This window comes from Candidatus Purcelliella pentastirinorum, from assembly GCF_028748785.1.
In the GTDB taxonomy this organism is placed as follows: domain Bacteria; phylum Pseudomonadota; class Gammaproteobacteria; order Enterobacterales; family Enterobacteriaceae; genus Purcelliella; species Purcelliella pentastirinorum_A.
In genome coordinates, this window is the sequence record NZ_CP110496.1 from 38,741 (window position 1) to 56,470 (window position 17,730).

The window sequence follows — 17,730 nt, forward strand, 5'->3', positions numbered from 1 at the left end:
GTTTCTAATGATTAAAAAATTATCATCTAACATTAAAGGTATTAAGAATTCTTTTTATGAGTTAAAGAATAGATTGTTATTTGTTGTTATTTCTTTAATTGTTTTTCGTATTGGTTCTTTTATACCAATACCAGGTATTGATTCTTCTGTTATAAGTAAACTTTTAGAAAAACAATCTGGTACAATTATTGATATGTTTAATGTTTTTTCTGGTGGTGCATTAAGCAGAGCATCGATATTTGCATTAGGTATAATGCCTTATATATCAGCATCCATCATTATTCAATTATTATCTATTATTGTACCGTATTTATCAGATTTAAAAAAAGAAGGTGAATTAGGTAGATGTAAAATAAATCAGTATATTCGTTATACTACTTTTATATTGTCTATATTTCAATCAATTGGTGTTATTATTGGAATATCTAGTATCCCTAGCATGCAAAAATTGATTATTAACACTAATTTTATTTTTTATTTTGTATCTGTAACTAGTTTAGTAACAGGTACTGTTTTTCTTATGTGGTTAGGAGAAATGATAAGTGATAAGGGTATAGGAAATGGTATTTCTATTATAATTTTTACAGGAATTGTTTCTGGATTGCCATTGTCTATTAAAAATACCCTAGAACAATTTAAACAGGGTGATGTTGGTGTTTTTTCTTTTCTTTTGATGATATTATTAATATTTTTTATTACATATTTTGTTATTTTTATAGAACATGGTCAACGTCGTATTTTAGTTCATTATGCTAAGAGACAACAGGGTCGTCGTATGTATGTATCACAAAGCACTCATTTACCTTTAAAAATAAATATGTCAGGTGTAATACCAGCTATTTTTGCGTCTAGTGTTATAATTTTTCCAGTCACTTTAATTTCTTGGTTTGGTGGAATTGCTCATTTGCATTGGTTGATATCTTTATCTTATCTTTTACAACCTGGAAAACCTATTTATGTTATTTTGTATGTTATTTTTATAGTATTTTTTTGTTTTTTTTATACTTCATTGATATTTAATCCTCGGGATACTTCTGACACTTTAAAAAAATCTGGTGCTTTTATACCTGGTATAAGACCTGGAGAACAAACTGCCAAGTATATTAATAAAATTATGGTTAGATTAACTTTATTTGGTTCGTTTTATATTACTTTTATTTGTCTTATTCCTGATTTTATGCGTTTTATTATGAATGTACCATTTTATTTTGGTGGTACATCTTTATTGATTGTTGTTGTCGTTATAATAGAGTTTATATCTCAAATTCAAACTATGTTAATGTCTACTCAATATGAATCTGCTTTAAAAAAAGCTAATTTAAGACATTATAATAATTGAATAAAATAGTATTTTGAATTATATATTAGGGATTTAAAATGAAGGTTCGTACTTCAGTTAAAAAGTTTTGTAAAAATTGTAGAATTATTCGTCGTCATGGAGTTGTTCGTGTATATTGTAAATTACACCCAAAACATAAGCAAAGACAGGGTTAATTTTTTTTGTTATTTATTAAATAATTTATGATTATAAAATATATATTTTACAATGAGGTGCTTAGTGGTTCGTATAGTTAATATTAATATACCAGATAATAAGTCTGTAATTGTTGGTTTAGAAATGATTTATGGAATAGGAAAATCTAGATCCAAGAATATATGTTCAAATATTGGAATTTTAGGTGATACTAAGATATGTAATTTATCTAATAATCAAATGGAATCTTTGAGAAAAGAAGTTTCTAGATATTTAGTTGAAGGTGATTTACGTCGTGAAGTTAATTTAAATATTAAACGTTTAATTGATTTAGGTTGTTATCGGGGATTGCGTCATCGACATAATTTACCTGTACATGGTCAAAGAACTAGAACTAATGCTCGTACTTGTAAAGGTCCTCGTAAATTGATTAAGAAAAAATAATTCAGGAATTAAATAATGGTAAAATCAAGAATAAAAATTCGTAAAAAAATAAAAAAACAAATAATTGATGGTATAGCTCATATTCATACTTCTTTTAATAATACTGTAGTTACTATAACTGATAGACATGGTAATACATTAGGTTGGGCTACAGCTGGAGGTTCTGGTTTTCGTGGTTCACGTAAATCTACTCCTTTTGCTGCACAAGTTGCCGCGGAAAAATGTGCTGAGTTTGTAAAGGATTATGGTGTTAAAAATTTAGAGGTTATGGTGAAAGGCCCCGGTCCTGGAAGAGAATCTACAATTAGAGCTTTAAATTCTGCTGGATTTAATATTACGAATATAACTGATGTGACTCCTATACCTCATAATGGTTGTCGATCCCCAAAAAGAAGACGAGTATAATTTAATTACAAGTAAAAATAAAGGTAATATATGGCTAAATATTTAGGTCCCAAATTAAGAATAAGTCGAAGGGAAGGTATTGATTTGTTTCTTAAATCTGGATTAAAAATTATTGATAGTAAATGTAAAATTAATCAATTACCTGGAGAACATGGTATTAAAAAAAACCGTTTATCTGATTATGGTATTCAATTACGAGAAAAACAAAAATTAAAACGTATATATGGTGTTTTAGAAAAACAATTTCGTAATTATTATAAAAAAGCATTTCGTTTAAAGGGTAATACTGGTGAAAATATATTACGTTTATTAGAGAGTAGATTGGATAATATTGTTTATAGAATGGGGTTTAGTTGTACAAGAGCTGAAGCTAGACAATTGGTTTGCCATAAATCTATTATAGTAAATGATTGTGTAGTTAACATACCATCATATAATGTTTTAATAAATGATAAAATTGTTGTTTGTGATAGATCTAAAAAACAATTACGTATAAAAACATCTATTGAACTTTCAGAACAACGTGAATTACCTGATTGGTTAAAAGTAAATAAGGATAGTATGGAAGGTGTTGTAAAACGTATTCCAAAACGTGATGATTTATATTCTGATATTAATGAACATATGATTGTTGAATTTTATTCTAAATAAAATATTTTAGGGGATTGTAATGCAGAATGGTTCTACTATGTCTTTTCTAAAACCTCGTATTGTTAATATTGAACATATAAGTATTACTCATGCAAAAGTTATTTTAGAACCATTAGAGCGTGGTTTTGGTTATACATTAGGTAATGCCTTGAGAAGGGTATTATTATCTTCTATGCCAGGTTGTGCTGTTACTGAAGTTGAAATAGATGGTATATTGCATGAATATAGTAATAAAAAAGGTATTAGGGAAGATATTTTAGAAATTTTATTAAATTTAAAAGGATTAGCTATTAAAATTCATGAAAAAGATAATGCTCATTTAACTTTAAATAAGTTTGGTATAGGTACTGTTTTGGCTTCAGATATTGAACATGATAATACTATAGAAATAGTTAATAAAAATCATGTAATTTGTAATTTAACAGATGAATCTTCTTTTATTAATATGAAAATTAAAGTACAGCGAGGAAGAGGTTATGTTCCAGTTTCTTCTAGAATATCTGTTAAAGATGAAAATTTTTCTATTGGTAAATTATTAATTGATGCTTGTTATAGTCCTGTGGATAGAATTAGTTATAATGTTGAAGCAGCTCGTGTTGAACATCGTACTGATTTGGATAGATTAATAATAGAGTTAGAAACTAATGGAACTATTGAACCTGATGAGGCTATTAGAAGAGCTGCTACTATATTATCTGATCAATTAGAATCTTTTATTTATTTGCGTGATATGCATTATTCGGAAGTTGAAGAAGAAAAACCTGAATTTGATCCTATACTAATGAGATCTGTTGATGATTTAGAATTAACTGTTAGATCTGCAAATTGTTTAAAAGCTGAATCTATTCATTATATTGGTGATTTAGTGCAACGTACAGAGGTTGAGTTATTGAAAACCCCAAATCTTGGTAAAAAGTCATTAACTGAAATTAAAGATGTATTGTCTTCTAAAGGTTTATCATTGGGAATAAGATTAGAAAATTGGCCTCCTGTAGATATTAATAATAAATGATTTATTATTTTTCATTTTTTTTTGTTTTATAAAAGTGGGTTAAATTATTATGCGTCATTTTAAATCCGGTCGTAAATTAAATCGTAATTCTTCTCATCGTGATGCTATGTTACGTAATATGGCTAGATCTTTGATTATTTATGAAATTATTCAAACTACTTTATCTAAGGCTAAAGAATTACGTAGTTTTATTGAAAAATTAATAACTATAGCTAAGATTGATACGGTTGCTAATAGAAGAATAATATTTGCTTGTTTACGTGATAAGGTAATTGTGACTAAATTATTTAAAGATATATCTTCTAGATATCAAAATAGATATGGGGGATATACTAGAATATTAAAAAATAATTTTAGGAGTAGTGATAATACTAATATGGCTTTTATTGAACTTATGGATCGTTATGACTAATTTGACAATAATTTTATATTTTTTAATTTAAAATATCACCTATTTTAAACCATTTTTTATTGGATAAAATTAAATTTTTTATTTCCATTTTTTTTTTTCCAGGTATTTGTATAACTTTTAAATTTAATATTCCATCATTTAAAATTATTTTTATTCCATTTTTGTTAATGGAAATAATTTGTCCTTTTTTAAAAGATTTTTTATTATTTTTTTTTTCTAAAATATTTGCTTTCCATAATTTTATTTTTATTTTATTTAATTTGAAATAACATACTGGCCATGGATTAAATGCACGTATATTTCTTTCTATTTCTTTACTATTTTTATGCCAATTTATTTTTGCTTCTTTTTTTTTAATTTTGTATGCATATGTTGCTTTTAAATTATTTTGTTTAATAGGTATTATTTTTTTATTTTTTATTTTTTTTATAATTTTTAACATACTTTTGGAACCTAATTTCATAAGTTTTTTAGTTAGAGATTCACTGTTATCTTTTTTTTTAATTTTGCATGTTTTTTTGTATAATATATCACCTTCATCTAATTTATCGTTCATTTGTATTATTGAAATACCAGATTTATTATCTCCATTTTGTATTGATCTTTGTATAGGCGCTGCTCCTCTCCATTTAGGCAATAAAGATGCATGTATGTTTATAGAGTTTATTTTAGGTATTTTTAATATTTTTTTTGGTATGATTAACCCATATGATACTGTTATTATAAGATCAATATCAAAGTAATATATTTTTTTAATATTATTTAATTCTTTTATAGATTTTGGACTATAAATTGGAATATTATATTTTTTATTTATAATTTTTATTTTTGAATAATATTCTTTGTTAAATCTTTTATTAAGTTTAGTAAATATTCCAATTATGTTATATTTATTTTTTATCAATGTTTTTAAATGATATAAAGCAAACCTTGATGTTCCAAAAAAAAGTATTTTTAATTTTTTTTTCATATTATTGTTGATATTTAATATAATAATTAATATCTTTAATTTTTTTTTTATAATCTAAAATCAATTTTCCATTTAGATGATCTATTTCATGTTGTATACATATAGATAATAAATCATGTGCGTTTATTTTATACGTTTTACCGTTACAATTCATTGTGTTTATTTTTATATATTTATATCTATTTATAGATATTTTTATATTTGGAATGGATAAACAACCTTCTTTTATAGATATTGTTCCATATTTTTTTATTATTTTAGGGTTAATTAATATTATTGGTTTTGTTTGATCTTTTGATATATCTATAACTATAATTTTTTTATGTATATTAATTTGTGTTGCTGCTAGTCCTATACCTTTATTAATATACATAACTTTTAGCATATTTTTTATAATATTTTTGATCTTATTATTAAAATTATTTATTTTTGATGCTTTTATTCTTAATCTTATATCTGGATGTATTAGTATTTTTGGTATTAACATTTTTTTTTGAATGATTTTCTATGATATTTATTTTTACATATTTTATCTATGTTTTTTATATAAGTAAAATTATTATATGTTTGTTTGTTTTTTATTTTTTTTATATTTGTGTGTATAATATATTTTATTTATTTAATTTTATGTTTATTAAAAGATTATTTTTTATTTAACATTTTTTTTTAACTTAATAGATTTAATTATTGTGTGAAAATTTATTAATATTTTAAAAATAAAAAAATATATTTTAGTAATTTTTTTATATCAAATGTATTTTATTATTTTTAATTTATTTAAATATAAATTATATATAATTTTTTTATTTTATCCTGGCTGATATAGTTTAGTTGGAAAAACATACTCTTGGTATGAGTATATCCTCAGTTCGATTCTGAGTATCAGCATTAAGGATATATTTTTTATTTGTAATATTCTCTTATTTTTATTTTTTTATATTTTAATATTAATTATGTTAAAAGTACAATTATATGATTAGTGTTATTTTATTTGTATTTGTTGATTTTTTGTTTATTTTTATTTTGGGTTTTTTTAATTTTTTTTAATAATTTTTATTTTTTAATTTTATTTTTTGGTATTTTTGGTGGTTTAGGTTTCTTGATATCTTTATTTTTATCCCAATGTATTATTTTACATTTTATTAATGATTGCATAATAAAATATTCTAAAATAATTTAGAATGTATTTTATTTAAAATTTTCTATGATTAATTTAATATTTTAGGCATTAATATGTCTTAAATTATTATTTATAAAGTTTGTGATATTAATGTTTTTGCTACAGGGGTTTTTTGTAATTTTTCATTAATGGTTTTATTTACCTGTTTATTAAAAAAATTAACTAAAAATGAAATTTAAGTTATGATTGTTTATTAGATTAGTAATTTATACAATTGTGATATGGTTACAATGGTTTTATTTTAATTTATTTTAAATATATTTGTTATTTTTTTTTTATTATTTATTTTTTAATAATAAAGATAATTATTATCTGTTTACTATTTATAGTAATTAATAATATTTTATTATTATCTTTTATTTTAAAATTATTTTTTTGGAGTTTTAGCGATTATTATAGTTATGTCTTCTTTTAGAAGAGTTGAATTTTATACTGATGCTAATTATGTAAAATTAATATGTTTATATAAAATGATGTCAGTATTAAGATCTATTAGGGGTTTATATAATTTTAGTAATAGTGAATTATTTTCTGTTTTAAAATGTTTTTTTATTAAGGTTAACAAAAATTTTTGATTAAATTTATTTATTACTTATTCTTTTTTGGATAAATGTATTAATGTTTTATTGAACGGTGTATTTATTTAATAATATTAACTAAAATATTAATATCTTTATTTTATATTTTTAATTTATATGTTACTATTAGTTTTATGATGTTTACTTTTATTAAAATTTATTTATATTTAATTTTTATCAATTTTTAATAAAATGTTCTTTTTTATAAAAAAGTTCTTGAGATTAATAAATATATATGTAAAATCCAACATTATGTAAAACGAGATGCAGTTCTGTTTATGTATATATGGCATTTTAGTAGAGAAGTTCAGAGTAAAGATGTTGTTTTATTTTCCTTGCCGAACCTTAAATTAGTGCCTTATTCATTAATATCTCTGTTTTCGATTTATTTTTTTTTTTTTTTGGAAAACAAAATTTTTAAGGAAAATATAATGGCAAAAATTAAAGGTCAAGTTAAATGGTTTAATGAATCTAAAGGTTTTGGTTTTATTACTCCTTCTGATGGTAGTAAAGATGTTTTTGTACATTTCTCTGCAATTCAAGGCAATGGTTTTAAAACTTTGACTGAAGGGCAAAATGTTGAATTTGAAATTCAAGATGGTCAAAAAGGTCCAGCAGCTGTTAATGTAGTGGCTATATAGTAATTTTTGTTAATTTTATAATTAATAGTAAATTGTTTTATTAAGAACTAGCGTTTATCGCTAGTTCTTTTTTATTGTTTTATTTTTTATCGTATTTGTTTAATCATAGATATAAAATTTTTACCATTTAATGATGCATTTCCTATTAGAGCACCATCAACATCAGGTTGTTTTATTATTTCATGAAAATTATTTATATTAACAGATCCTCCATATTGTATTATAGTTTTATTGTATAGTTCTTTATGTTTTTTATATATATATGATTTTATATATTTACTTATTTTTTGTATTTCTCTTGGTTCTGGAGATTTATTTGTACCTATTGCCCATATAGGTTCATATGCAATTATTAATTTTTTTAATAATTTTGTTTTAGTTTTTTTTAATATAAATTTTATTTGTTTTATACATATTTTTTTAGTTTGATTATTTTGATATTCTGCATAATTTTCACCTATACATAAAATTGGTATTAATCCGTTATTATTTACTAAATTAAATTTTTTTTCTACAATATTATTTTTTTCATTGTGATATATTCTTCTTTCTGAATGTCCTATAATGACATATTTTATTCCTATATCTTTTAACATCATTATTGATGTTTCCCCAGTATATGCACCTGATAAATGTAAATCGATATTTTGAGCTGCTAATTTTATATTTATTTTATTTATTTTTTTTTTAGTATAATCTAAATAAATTAATGGAGGTGCTATAATTATTTTTATATTTTTAATTTTATCTATTATGTTTTTGTATTTTTTTATTAATTTTTTTATTTTTTTTTTTGTTCCGTTTAATTTCCAATTTGTTAAAATTAATATTTTTTTCATCTAATTATCCTAATAAAATTATTATTTTATTTTAAAATATTTTTATTTTTTATGTTACCAATATAATTCCGTTGTTATCTCTCCTTCTTCATTAAATCTTTTTTTTAATTTTTTTTCATCAATTAAAAATTTTTGTGTATCTTTAACCATTCCTGGATTACCACATAACATAATTTGACTTTCTTTATTTATTTTTAAATTAATAGATTTTTCAATTATTCCTTGTTTTATTAATTTGGGTATATGACCATTAATTGTATTTTTATTTATTTCTCTACTTGTTATTTTAACATAATGTAATTTGTTAAAATTTTCATTTTGTAAATTTTGTATTAATTTTATATAATTAAAATCTTCATATTTTCTAACTGCATGTACTAATACTATATTTTCAAATTTTGTTAATTGTTTTTTATTTTGTAGAATTGATAAGTATGGTCCTATAGCTGTTCCTGTTGCAAACATCCATAAAATTTTACAACTTGGAATATTGTTTATTGTAAAATTTCCTATAGCATTTTTACTGATTAAAATTTCATCTTTTATTTTTAATGTTTGTAATTTTGTAGTCAAATAACCATTATTTATTTTAACTATATAGAATTCTAAATTTTTATTATCTGGTGAATTAACATATGAATATGCTCTTTGTATTATTCTTTTTTTTTTATCTTGTATTGCTAATTTTGTGAATTGTCCTGCTACAAAATTATTAATAGGTGCATTTAAAATTATGCTAAAAAGTCTATTGTTCCAATGTAATATTTTAATTATTTTTCCCTTTACCCATGTAGTCATTGTTAGTTCCTTTTATATTTTTTAATATTTGTTAATAGTATATTATTTTTTAATAAAAGTTTTTATTTTTAGTTTATTATTTCTTTTACAATTAAGTATATATTAATAGTAATGATAAATGTTACAATAACCCAACCTGTTTTTTGTAAAAATTTTGAGTTTACTAATTCTCCCATTATTTTTTTATTTCCAGTAAAAGATAATAATGGTATTAATGCTAATGAAATTCCAAAACTTAGTAATACTTGGCTTATGATTAAAATAGTTGTTGGGTTTAATTTTATCAAAATTATAATAAAAGATGGTAAAATTGTTATTATTCTTCGTATCCATACTGGTATATAGAAATTAATAAACCCTTGCATCATTATTTGTCCGGCTAGTGTTCCTACTACCGTTGATGATATTCCAGCTGCTATTAAGCTTAATCCAAAAATAGTAGCAGCAGCTTGATTTAATAGTGGTTTTAATGTTAAATATGCTTGGTTTAAATCTGTTATTTTTATAACACCATGATAATAAAATACTGCAGATGATGTTGCAAGCATGGCTAAATTTATGAAACTAGCTATTGTCATAGCTAGAGCTATATCTATTTTAGTGGATGAATATAATTCTTTTTTTGTTCCTATATTTGTTTTATATTGTGTAAGAGATGAATGTAAATAAATTACATGTGGCATAATTGTTGCACCTAATATTCCTGCAGATAAAAAAACTGCATTTGTAGTTGGTAATGAAGGAATAATTAATCCTTTTATTAGTAATGATAATTTAGGTTTTGAATAAAATAATTCTATTAAATATGCAGTTGCTACTAGTAGTAATAATATTCCTATTATTATTTCTAAGGTTTTTTGTCCTTTTTTTTGTATTGTTAATATTAAAAATGTTAATATACCAACTATAATTGCACTTTTGGGTAAACTTATGTTTGTTATTAATTTTATTCCGATTGTAGCTCCTAAAAATTCGGCTAAATCTGTTGCCATTGCGATTATTTCCGCTTGTATCCAGTAAAACCATACTATTGGTTTTGGAAAATTATCTCTTATATGTTCTGCAAGATTTTTATTTGTTGCTATGCCCAGTTTTGCAGACATTAGTTGTATTAAAATAGCCATTATGTTAGCTAATGTTACAACCCATAAAAGAGTATACCCATATGCTGCTCCAGCTTGTATATTAGTAGCAAAATTTCCTGGATCTATATAACCAATAGCGGCTATGAATGCTGGGCCTAATATTATTAGTTTATTTGTTTTATTAGATTTATTTTTATTTTTTTGTATCATTATTTCATTTAAAATAAATTAAATATTTTAATAATGTTAATAACATAACATATTTGTTGTAATAATTTTATTTAGTATTTAATTAAATATATATTTTTATTAAAAATATAATTTTATATGTAATTTTTTTATATTTTTTAGTAAATTTTATTATTATTTATATATTTTATTGAATTTTCTATTCTTTCTAATGATTTATATTTTCCTAATAAAAATAAAATTAAAGATAAATTTGGAGATTTTGTTTTACCGGTTATTGAAATTCTTAATGGCATGTTTAAATCTATGATATTTAATTTTAATTTTTTGATAGTTTTTTTTAATTTTAATTGAATATTTGATTCATTCCATATTTTTATTGATGAAAACTCTTTTTTTATATATTTTAGTGGTTTAATTGAATTTTTACATAGATAATTATTTTTTTTTAATTTTATATTTTTATATAAATAATTCGATTGTTTTATAATTTCTTTAAAAGTTTTACATCTAGGTATAAATATTTTTAAAATATTAATTTCTAAATTATTTTTTTTAATTTTATTTAATTTCATATAATTTTTAAAATGTTTTATAATTATTTTTTTGTTTAAATTTTTTAAATAGTGATGATTTAACCAATTTAGTTTTTTTTTATTTAACAAACTTGCTGATTTACTAATTTTTTTAAAATTAAATAGTTCTTTCATCTCAGTTACATTAAAAATTTCTTTATTTCCGTAAGACCATCCTAGTCGTATTAAATAATTTAATAATGCTTCTGGCAAATAACCATTTTTTTTATATTCAAAAATACTTTTAGTATTTTTTCTTTTTGACATCTTTTCACCGTTTTCATTAAGTATAATAGGAAGATGTGCATATATTGGAGGTTTTATTCCTATTGCATTTAAAATATTTATTTGTTTTGGTGTATTACTTATATGTTCTTCACCTCTAATAACATGAGTAATTTTCATATCCCAATCATCTATGGCTACACAAAAATTATATGTTGGTATACCATTACTTCTTTGTATAATTAAGTCGTCTAATTCTTTATTTTTAATTTTTATTTTTCCTCTTATTTGATCTTTAAATACTACTTCTCCAAATTTAGGATTTTTAAATCTTATTACATATTTGTTTTTTTTGTTTTTATTTTCGTTATATCTACATAAATTATCATAATGAGGTTTTATTTTGTTTTTTAATTGATATTTTTTTAGATTTTCTAATCTATTTTTTGAACAATAGCACTTATAAGCCTGTTTATTTATTAACATTTTTTTTATTATTTTATTATATTTTTTAATTCTTTTTGATTGAAAATATATATTTTCATTCCAATTTATTCCCATCCATTTCATATGTTTTATTATTTTTTTTACAAAATATTGTTTTGAACTTTTTGTGTTTGTATCTTCAAAACGAAGTATAAATGATCCGTTATTTTTTTGTGCGAATAACCAAGAATATAATGCTGTTCTTGCACCTCCTAGGTGTAATAACCCGGTTGGGCTGGGAGCAAATCTAGTTTTTATTTTCATATTATTTTAAATTTATAAAATTAAAATATTTGGTATTATTAATTATATAATAATTTTATATTTAATTTTTATTAAATTTTTATTTTTTTATTTTTTGATTATAGTATAATTTAATTAAATGTTATATGGGTGATTAGCTCAGTTGGTAGAGCGTCTCTTTTACACGGAGAAGGTCGGCGGTTCGAATCCGTCATTACCCAATTTTAAAATTGGGGGTCGTTAGCTCAGTTGGTAGAGCAGTTGACTTTTAATCAATTGGTCGCAGGTTCGAATCCTGCACGACCCATTTTTAATTTTTATATTTTATATAGATTTTTTTGTTTAGTTTTTTTATTATTTTTTTATTTTTGTAGATATATTTTATTATATTTTTAGCTATTTTTTTTCCTATTTTTTTAATTGATAATAATTTTTTAATATTAACATTTAAGAATTTTTTTATTGAATTTAATTTTGTTGCGATGTTTTTTGCATTTGTTTTTCCTAATCCATTTATGTTTAATGAATATAAAAAATTACTAAATTTTATTTTTTTAGCTTGATTAATTGATTTTATTATTTGTTTTGCTTTTTTTATTTTTATATTATTAATATTTAATAGCATATTTATATTTAAATTAAAAATATCTATTGATGATTTTATGATTTTGTTTTCTATTAGTTTATCTATAGTTTTATTTCCTAAACCTATAATATTGTAAGATTGTTGTGATACAAAATATTTTAAATATGCCTTAAGTTGTGCTTTACATTTTAATCCCGATATACATTTTATTATTGATTTATTTTTTGTAATTTTTATATTACAGTTACATTCTGGGCATTTATTAGGAATATTTATTATTTCTTTTTCATTATTTTTATTTTTTTTTATTACTTTTATAATTTTAGGAATTACATTACCTGCTTTTTTTAAAATAATTGAATCTCCAATGTTTATTTTTAATCTTTTTATTTCTTTAATATTATGTAAATTAACATTTTTTATTATTGATCCAGATAATGATATAGGAATTAATTGTGCTATTGGTGTTATTATTCCTGTACGTCCTATTTGAAATTTTATATTTTTTATTTTTGTTTTTGTTTCATCTGATGGGAATTTATAAGCTATAGCCCATCTTGGAAATTTTGTTGTTTCACCAAGTTTTTTTTGATATTTTTTATTATTGATTTTTATTACAATACCATCTACATCTATACCTAATTTATTTTTCTTTTTTAATTTTTTTGAATAAAAATTTAATATATCTTTTTTTTTGTTGTATATTTTTGTGTGTTTACAAATAGGTATACCCCATTTTTTAGCCATTTTTAATGTTTTAAAGTGACTATTTATGTTGATTTTTTCTTTTTTTATATTAACGTTATAACATATGAATTCTAATTTTCTTTTTGCTGTTATTTTTGAATTTAATTGTCTTAGTGAACCTGCGGCCATATTTCTTGGATTAGAAAACATTTTTTTTTTATTTTTATTTAATAATTTAAAATTTTTTTTTGATATAAATACTTCTCCTCTTATTTCTAAATATTTTGGTATATTATTACCAGTAATTTTTAGTGGTATTTTTTTTATTGTTTTTATATTATTTGTTATATCTTCTCCTATTTCACTATCGCCTCTTGTAGCTGCTTTTTGTAAAATGCCATTTTTGTATATTATACTAACGGCTAATCCATCTATTTTTAATTCGCAACATAAGTTAACTATTTTTTTTTTAAATAATTTTTTTTTTAAATAATTTTTAAAATTTAGAAGATCTTTTTTTTTGTAAATATTTCTTAATGAAAGCATAGGTATTTTATGTTTTATTTTTTTAAATTTTTTATCTATTTGTCCTGTGATTTTTATTGTTGGTGAATTATTTTTTATAAGGTGAGGGTTTTTTTTTTCTAATTTTAATAATTTTATTATCATATTATCATATGTTTCGTCATTAATTTTTGGTTTATTTAGAACATAATATAAATATTCATGATATTTTATTTTTTTTTTTAGTTTTTTTATTATTTTTTTCATTGTTTTTTTAATATTTTTTTTAAGTTTAATTTATTTAATTATTATTATCAAATCTTTATCTTATATTGATAAATATTATTTAATTATATTATTTGATATTTTTTAATTTTAATTGTACTTTTATTTAAATATTATTTTATTTATTTAAAATATTTATATCTTTGTTTAGATGGAGAATTTATGAAGAATGTTTTTAAGGATAATTCTTTAACTATAGGTAATACTCCTTTAGTTAAATTAAATAGAATAGGTAATGGTAGTATTTTTGTTAAAATTGAATCACGTAATCCTAGTTTTAGTGTTAAGTGTCGTATTGGTGCAAATATGATATGGGATGCAGAGAATAAAGGCATTTTAAATAAAAACATAGAATTAATTGAACCTACTAGTGGTAATACTGGTATTGCTTTAGCTTTTGTATCTGCTTCTAGAGGATATAATTTAACTTTGATTATGCCAGATTCAATGTCAATTGAGCGTCGTAATTTACTTAAGGCTTTAGGTGCTAATTTGATATTAACTGATGGTGTATATGGTATGAAAGGTGCTGTTTCTAAAGCTGAAGAAATGTTTGCGAATAATCCTGATAAGTATTTACTTCTTCAACAGTTTAATAATCCTGCTAATCCTGATATACATGAAAAGACTACTGGTCCTGAAATATGGGATGATACTGACGGACTTATTGATGTTTTTATTGCAGGTGTTGGTACTGGAGGTACCTTGACTGGAGTAACAAGATATATAAAGAATATTAAAGGTAAAAAAGATTTGTTTGCTGTTGCTGTTGAACCCCTTGATTCTCCAGTTATTACTAAAGCTATGACAGGTAAAAATATGAAAGTAGGTAATCATAAAATTCAAGGTATTGGTGCTGGTTTTATTCCTAAAAATTTAGATTTAAATTTAATTGATCGTGTTGTTATGGTATCTAATGAATCAGCTATGGATATGGCAAAAAAATTAATGAAATATGAAGGTATTCTATCCGGTATTTCTTCTGGTGCTGCTGTTTATGCTGCTTTGGAATTACAAAAAGAAAAATTATTTTTAAATAAGAATATTATTGTAATTTTACCATCATCTGGGGAACGTTATTTAAGTACATCATTGTTTTCTTTTTTATCTTAATGTTAATTAGTTAGATATTTTATGTTTTTGATTAAATTTTTTATTTTTATTATTATATGATAAAACTATATTAATTTTTTTTTTATATATGTAAAATATATATTTGTTTTAAAAAAATTTAATTACAATAAGTTATTTTTTTTTGTTTAATTAATTTTAAATTTTAATATTTTTAATAACATTTATACTTGTTTTTTATTGTTATCGGTTTTTATCTTTAATGGAGAAAATAAAATGTTTCAGCAAAACGTGACGATTAGAGCAATACATGGTTTACATATTCGTCCAGCTGCTAAATTTGTTAAGGAGGCAAAAAAATTTGTTTCAAATATTACTGTTATTTTTAATAGTAAATCTGTAAATGCTAAAAGTCTTTTTAAATTACAAACTATTGGTTTATCTTATGGTAGTATTGTTACGATTTGTGCTGTTGGTAAAGATGAAAAAGAGGCTGTTGATCATTTATCTAAAATATTATCTGAATTACAGTAATTTAATTAACATAATAAATATTATTTTTATTATTTTTTTTTTTTTGTTAATATCATCTTATATAATATTTTTTATGAAATCAATTATACTACGTTAATTAAGGTATATTTATGAATTCAGGAATTTTAGCATCTCAAGGATTGGCTTTTGGAAAAGCTCTTTTGTATAAAGAAGATAAAATAATTGTTAATTATAATAAAATTTCAATTAATGAAGTAAATAAAGAAATTAAAAGGTTTATTGATGCTCGTCATAAATCTATTGTTCAACTTAAATCTATTTTGAAAAAAGCTGATGAATTATTTGGCAAGAAAAAATCAGTGATTTTTGCAGGTCATATTCTTCTTTTAGAGGATGTTGAATTAGAACAAGAAATAATAACTTTAATTAAGAAATCAAATTTTACAGCTGATGCTGCTATATTTTCTGTAATGAATGATCAAATAATTGCTTTAAAAGGTATTAATGATATTTATCTTAAAGAACGTATTATTGATATACATGATATTAGTAAGCGTTTATTACATAATGTTCTTGAATTAGAAGTTATAGATTTGAGTTTAATAAAAGATAAGGTTATTTTAATAGCAAAAGATTTAACTCCATCTTTAATAGCTCAATTTGATACTAAAGTTGTTATCGGTTTATTAACTGATTTGGGTGGTAGTACTTCTCATACTTCAATAATAGCCAGATCTTTGGGTTTACCAGCTATAGTAGGTTTAGGTAATATCACATCTAAGATTAAAACCGGAGATGTTGTAATTTTAGATGGTATAAATAATAAATTTTATATAAATCCATCTTTTAATGTTATTAATGAATTTAAGTTACTTAGAAGAAAATTTTTTTTAGAAAAAAATAGACTAAAGAAAATTAAAGATCTTACTGCTATAACTTTGGATGGTCATAAGGTGGAGATATCTGTCAATATAAATAAGATAGATGATGTTAAAAACGTTTTTTCTAGTGGTGGTGAATCTATAGGTTTATATCGTACTGAATTTTTATTTATGAATAGATCTTCCTTGCCTGATGAAGAAGAACAATTTTTGGTGTATAAAGATATTGCCAAATTTATGAATAATAAGCCTGTTATTATAAGAACTATGGATATAGGTGGTGATAAGTATATATCTTATTTAAATTTTCCTAAAGAAGAAAATCCATTTTTAGGATGGCGTGCTATTCGTATTATGATGGATCGTAAGGATATACTATATTCTCAAATTCGTGCTATTTTACGTGCTTCTTATTTTGGAAAGTTATATATTATGTTTCCTATGATAATTTCTTTAGAGGAAGTTTTATTTTTAAAAAATGAGATAAATAAAATTAAAGATAAATTATTTAATGATGGATATTCTTTTGATAATAATATTAAAATTGGGGTTATGATAGAAACTCCTTCTGCAGCAATAATTTCCAATTATTTAGCTAAAGAAGTGGATTTTTTTAGTATAGGTACTAATGATTTGACACAATATACTTTAGCAGTTGATAGAGGTAATGATTCAATATCGCATTTGTACAATCCATTTTCTCCAGCTGTTTTACGTTTAATTGAAAGAGTAATAAATTATTCTCATGTTGAAGGAAAATGGACGAGTGTTTGTGGTGAGTTAGCTTCCAATCAAAATGCTATTGTTTTATTATTGGGTATGGGATTAGATAAATTTAGTGTTAATATTACTTCTGTTGCTAATGTTAAGAGGATTATTAGAAATACTGATTTTTTTAAGGCAAAAAAATTGGTTAAAAATGTTTTATCAGAATCAACAGTTAAAGGTATAATGTATTTGCTAGATGAATTCATTAAGGAAAATAATATTTTAAATATTTAAATTATTTATTAT

General features: G+C 22.0%; 19 protein-coding genes and 2 tRNA genes. 14 read left to right on the forward strand and 7 right to left on the reverse strand.

The window, feature by feature from the left end; translation table 11 throughout:
- The first annotated feature begins 7 nt into the window (after window positions 1–7).
- The 7 genes from secY (at window position 8) to rplQ (ending at window position 4,398) form a co-directional block, all read left to right on the forward strand.
- Window positions 8–1,339 (forward strand): preprotein translocase subunit SecY, encoded by a 1,332-nt coding sequence (secY, locus tag ONB71_RS00280; RefSeq protein WP_274360606.1) that lies wholly within the window; start codon window positions 8–10, stop codon window positions 1,337–1,339.
- 38 nt (window positions 1,340–1,377) lie between these two features.
- The gene (rpmJ, locus tag ONB71_RS00285; RefSeq protein WP_115955995.1) at window positions 1,378–1,494 is read left to right on the forward strand and encodes a 50S ribosomal protein L36; all 117 of its coding nucleotides are present in this window, start codon (window positions 1,378–1,380) and stop codon (window positions 1,492–1,494) included.
- Window positions 1,495–1,558: 64 nt separating this feature from the next.
- The gene (rpsM, locus tag ONB71_RS00290; RefSeq protein WP_274360765.1) at window positions 1,559–1,918 is read left to right on the forward strand and encodes a 30S ribosomal protein S13; all 360 of its coding nucleotides are present in this window, start codon (window positions 1,559–1,561) and stop codon (window positions 1,916–1,918) included.
- 15 nt (window positions 1,919–1,933) lie between these two features.
- The gene (rpsK, locus tag ONB71_RS00295) at window positions 1,934–2,323 is read left to right on the forward strand and encodes a 30S ribosomal protein S11 (RefSeq protein WP_274360607.1); all 390 of its coding nucleotides are present in this window, start codon (window positions 1,934–1,936) and stop codon (window positions 2,321–2,323) included.
- 30 nt (window positions 2,324–2,353) lie between these two features.
- Window positions 2,354–2,974 carry a 30S ribosomal protein S4 gene (gene rpsD / locus ONB71_RS00300; RefSeq protein WP_274360608.1) on the forward strand — a complete coding sequence of 207 codons (621 nt, stop codon included), beginning with the start codon at window positions 2,354–2,356 and terminating at the stop codon, window positions 2,972–2,974.
- Between the two features lie 19 nt (window positions 2,975–2,993).
- Complete coding sequence (locus ONB71_RS00305; RefSeq protein WP_416053554.1) at window positions 2,994–3,986, forward strand: DNA-directed RNA polymerase subunit alpha; 993 nt, start codon at window positions 2,994–2,996, stop codon at window positions 3,984–3,986.
- 49 nt (window positions 3,987–4,035) lie between these two features.
- Window positions 4,036–4,398 carry a 50S ribosomal protein L17 gene (gene rplQ, locus ONB71_RS00310; RefSeq protein ID WP_274360609.1) on the forward strand — a complete coding sequence of 121 codons (363 nt, stop codon included), beginning with the start codon at window positions 4,036–4,038 and terminating at the stop codon, window positions 4,396–4,398.
- A gap of 22 nt (window positions 4,399–4,420) precedes the next feature.
- Here the strand turns inward: rplQ and fmt are convergent, their stop codons facing one another.
- Both fmt and def read right to left on the reverse strand, forming a co-directional pair.
- On the reverse strand, window positions 4,421–5,368 hold the full coding sequence (fmt, locus tag ONB71_RS00315) for a methionyl-tRNA formyltransferase (protein ID WP_274360610.1): 948 nt from the start codon (window positions 5,366–5,368) through the stop codon (window positions 4,421–4,423).
- Window position 5,369: 1 nt separating this feature from the next.
- Complete coding sequence (def, locus tag ONB71_RS00320) at window positions 5,370–5,855, reverse strand: peptide deformylase (protein WP_274360611.1); 486 nt, start codon at window positions 5,853–5,855, stop codon at window positions 5,370–5,372.
- Between the two features lie 1,094 nt (window positions 5,856–6,949).
- Between def and ONB71_RS00325 the strand changes: the two genes are divergently transcribed.
- Window positions 6,950–7,123, forward strand: a complete 174-nt coding sequence (locus ONB71_RS00325; protein WP_274360612.1) for a hypothetical protein — start codon at window positions 6,950–6,952, stop codon at window positions 7,121–7,123.
- 434 nt (window positions 7,124–7,557) lie between these two features.
- On the forward strand, window positions 7,558–7,767 hold the full coding sequence (cspE, locus tag ONB71_RS00330) for a transcription antiterminator/RNA stability regulator CspE (protein ID WP_115955986.1): 210 nt from the start codon (window positions 7,558–7,560) through the stop codon (window positions 7,765–7,767).
- An 86-nt stretch (window positions 7,768–7,853) separates the two neighbouring features.
- Here the strand turns inward: cspE and tpiA are convergent, their stop codons facing one another.
- The 4 genes from tpiA to gltX form a co-directional block, all read right to left on the reverse strand.
- Window positions 7,854–8,606: a triose-phosphate isomerase gene (gene tpiA / locus ONB71_RS00335; protein ID WP_274360613.1), complete on the reverse strand. Its 753-nt coding sequence runs from the start codon at window positions 8,604–8,606 to the stop codon at window positions 7,854–7,856.
- A 54-nt stretch (window positions 8,607–8,660) separates the two neighbouring features.
- Window positions 8,661–9,404: an FAD-binding oxidoreductase gene (locus ONB71_RS00340; RefSeq protein WP_274360614.1), complete on the reverse strand. Its 744-nt coding sequence runs from the start codon at window positions 9,402–9,404 to the stop codon at window positions 8,661–8,663.
- 68 nt (window positions 9,405–9,472) lie between these two features.
- Window positions 9,473–10,699: an Nramp family divalent metal transporter gene (locus ONB71_RS00345; protein WP_274360615.1), complete on the reverse strand. Its 1,227-nt coding sequence runs from the start codon at window positions 10,697–10,699 to the stop codon at window positions 9,473–9,475.
- A gap of 137 nt (window positions 10,700–10,836) precedes the next feature.
- The gene (gltX, locus tag ONB71_RS00350; protein ID WP_274360616.1) at window positions 10,837–12,228 is read right to left on the reverse strand and encodes a glutamate--tRNA ligase; all 1,392 of its coding nucleotides are present in this window, start codon (window positions 12,226–12,228) and stop codon (window positions 10,837–10,839) included.
- 127 nt (window positions 12,229–12,355) lie between these two features.
- Between gltX and ONB71_RS00355 the strand changes: the two genes are divergently transcribed.
- Together ONB71_RS00355 and ONB71_RS00360 are read left to right on the forward strand one after the other, a co-directional pair.
- Window positions 12,356–12,428 (forward strand) — tRNA-Val (locus tag ONB71_RS00355).
- A gap of 13 nt (window positions 12,429–12,441) precedes the next feature.
- Window positions 12,442–12,514, forward strand: a tRNA-Lys gene (locus ONB71_RS00360).
- A gap of 3 nt (window positions 12,515–12,517) precedes the next feature.
- Here the strand turns inward: ONB71_RS00360 and ligA are convergent.
- On the reverse strand, window positions 12,518–14,251 hold the full coding sequence (gene ligA, locus ONB71_RS00365; RefSeq protein WP_274360617.1) for an NAD-dependent DNA ligase LigA: 1,734 nt from the start codon (window positions 14,249–14,251) through the stop codon (window positions 12,518–12,520).
- Between the two features lie 180 nt (window positions 14,252–14,431).
- Here ligA and cysK point away from each other — a divergent pair, with 180 nt between their 5' ends.
- From cysK to ptsI, 3 genes are all read left to right on the forward strand, one after another.
- On the forward strand, window positions 14,432–15,382 hold the full coding sequence (gene cysK / locus ONB71_RS00370) for a cysteine synthase A (protein ID WP_274360618.1): 951 nt from the start codon (window positions 14,432–14,434) through the stop codon (window positions 15,380–15,382).
- A gap of 234 nt (window positions 15,383–15,616) precedes the next feature.
- A complete protein-coding gene (locus ONB71_RS00375; RefSeq protein WP_274360619.1) occupies window positions 15,617–15,874 on the forward strand; it encodes an HPr family phosphocarrier protein in 258 nt (85 codons plus the stop codon).
- Window positions 15,875–15,984: 110 nt separating this feature from the next.
- A complete protein-coding gene (ptsI, locus tag ONB71_RS00380) occupies window positions 15,985–17,718 on the forward strand; it encodes a phosphoenolpyruvate-protein phosphotransferase PtsI (protein ID WP_274360620.1) in 1,734 nt (577 codons plus the stop codon).
- Window positions 17,719–17,730 lie beyond the last annotated feature (12 nt).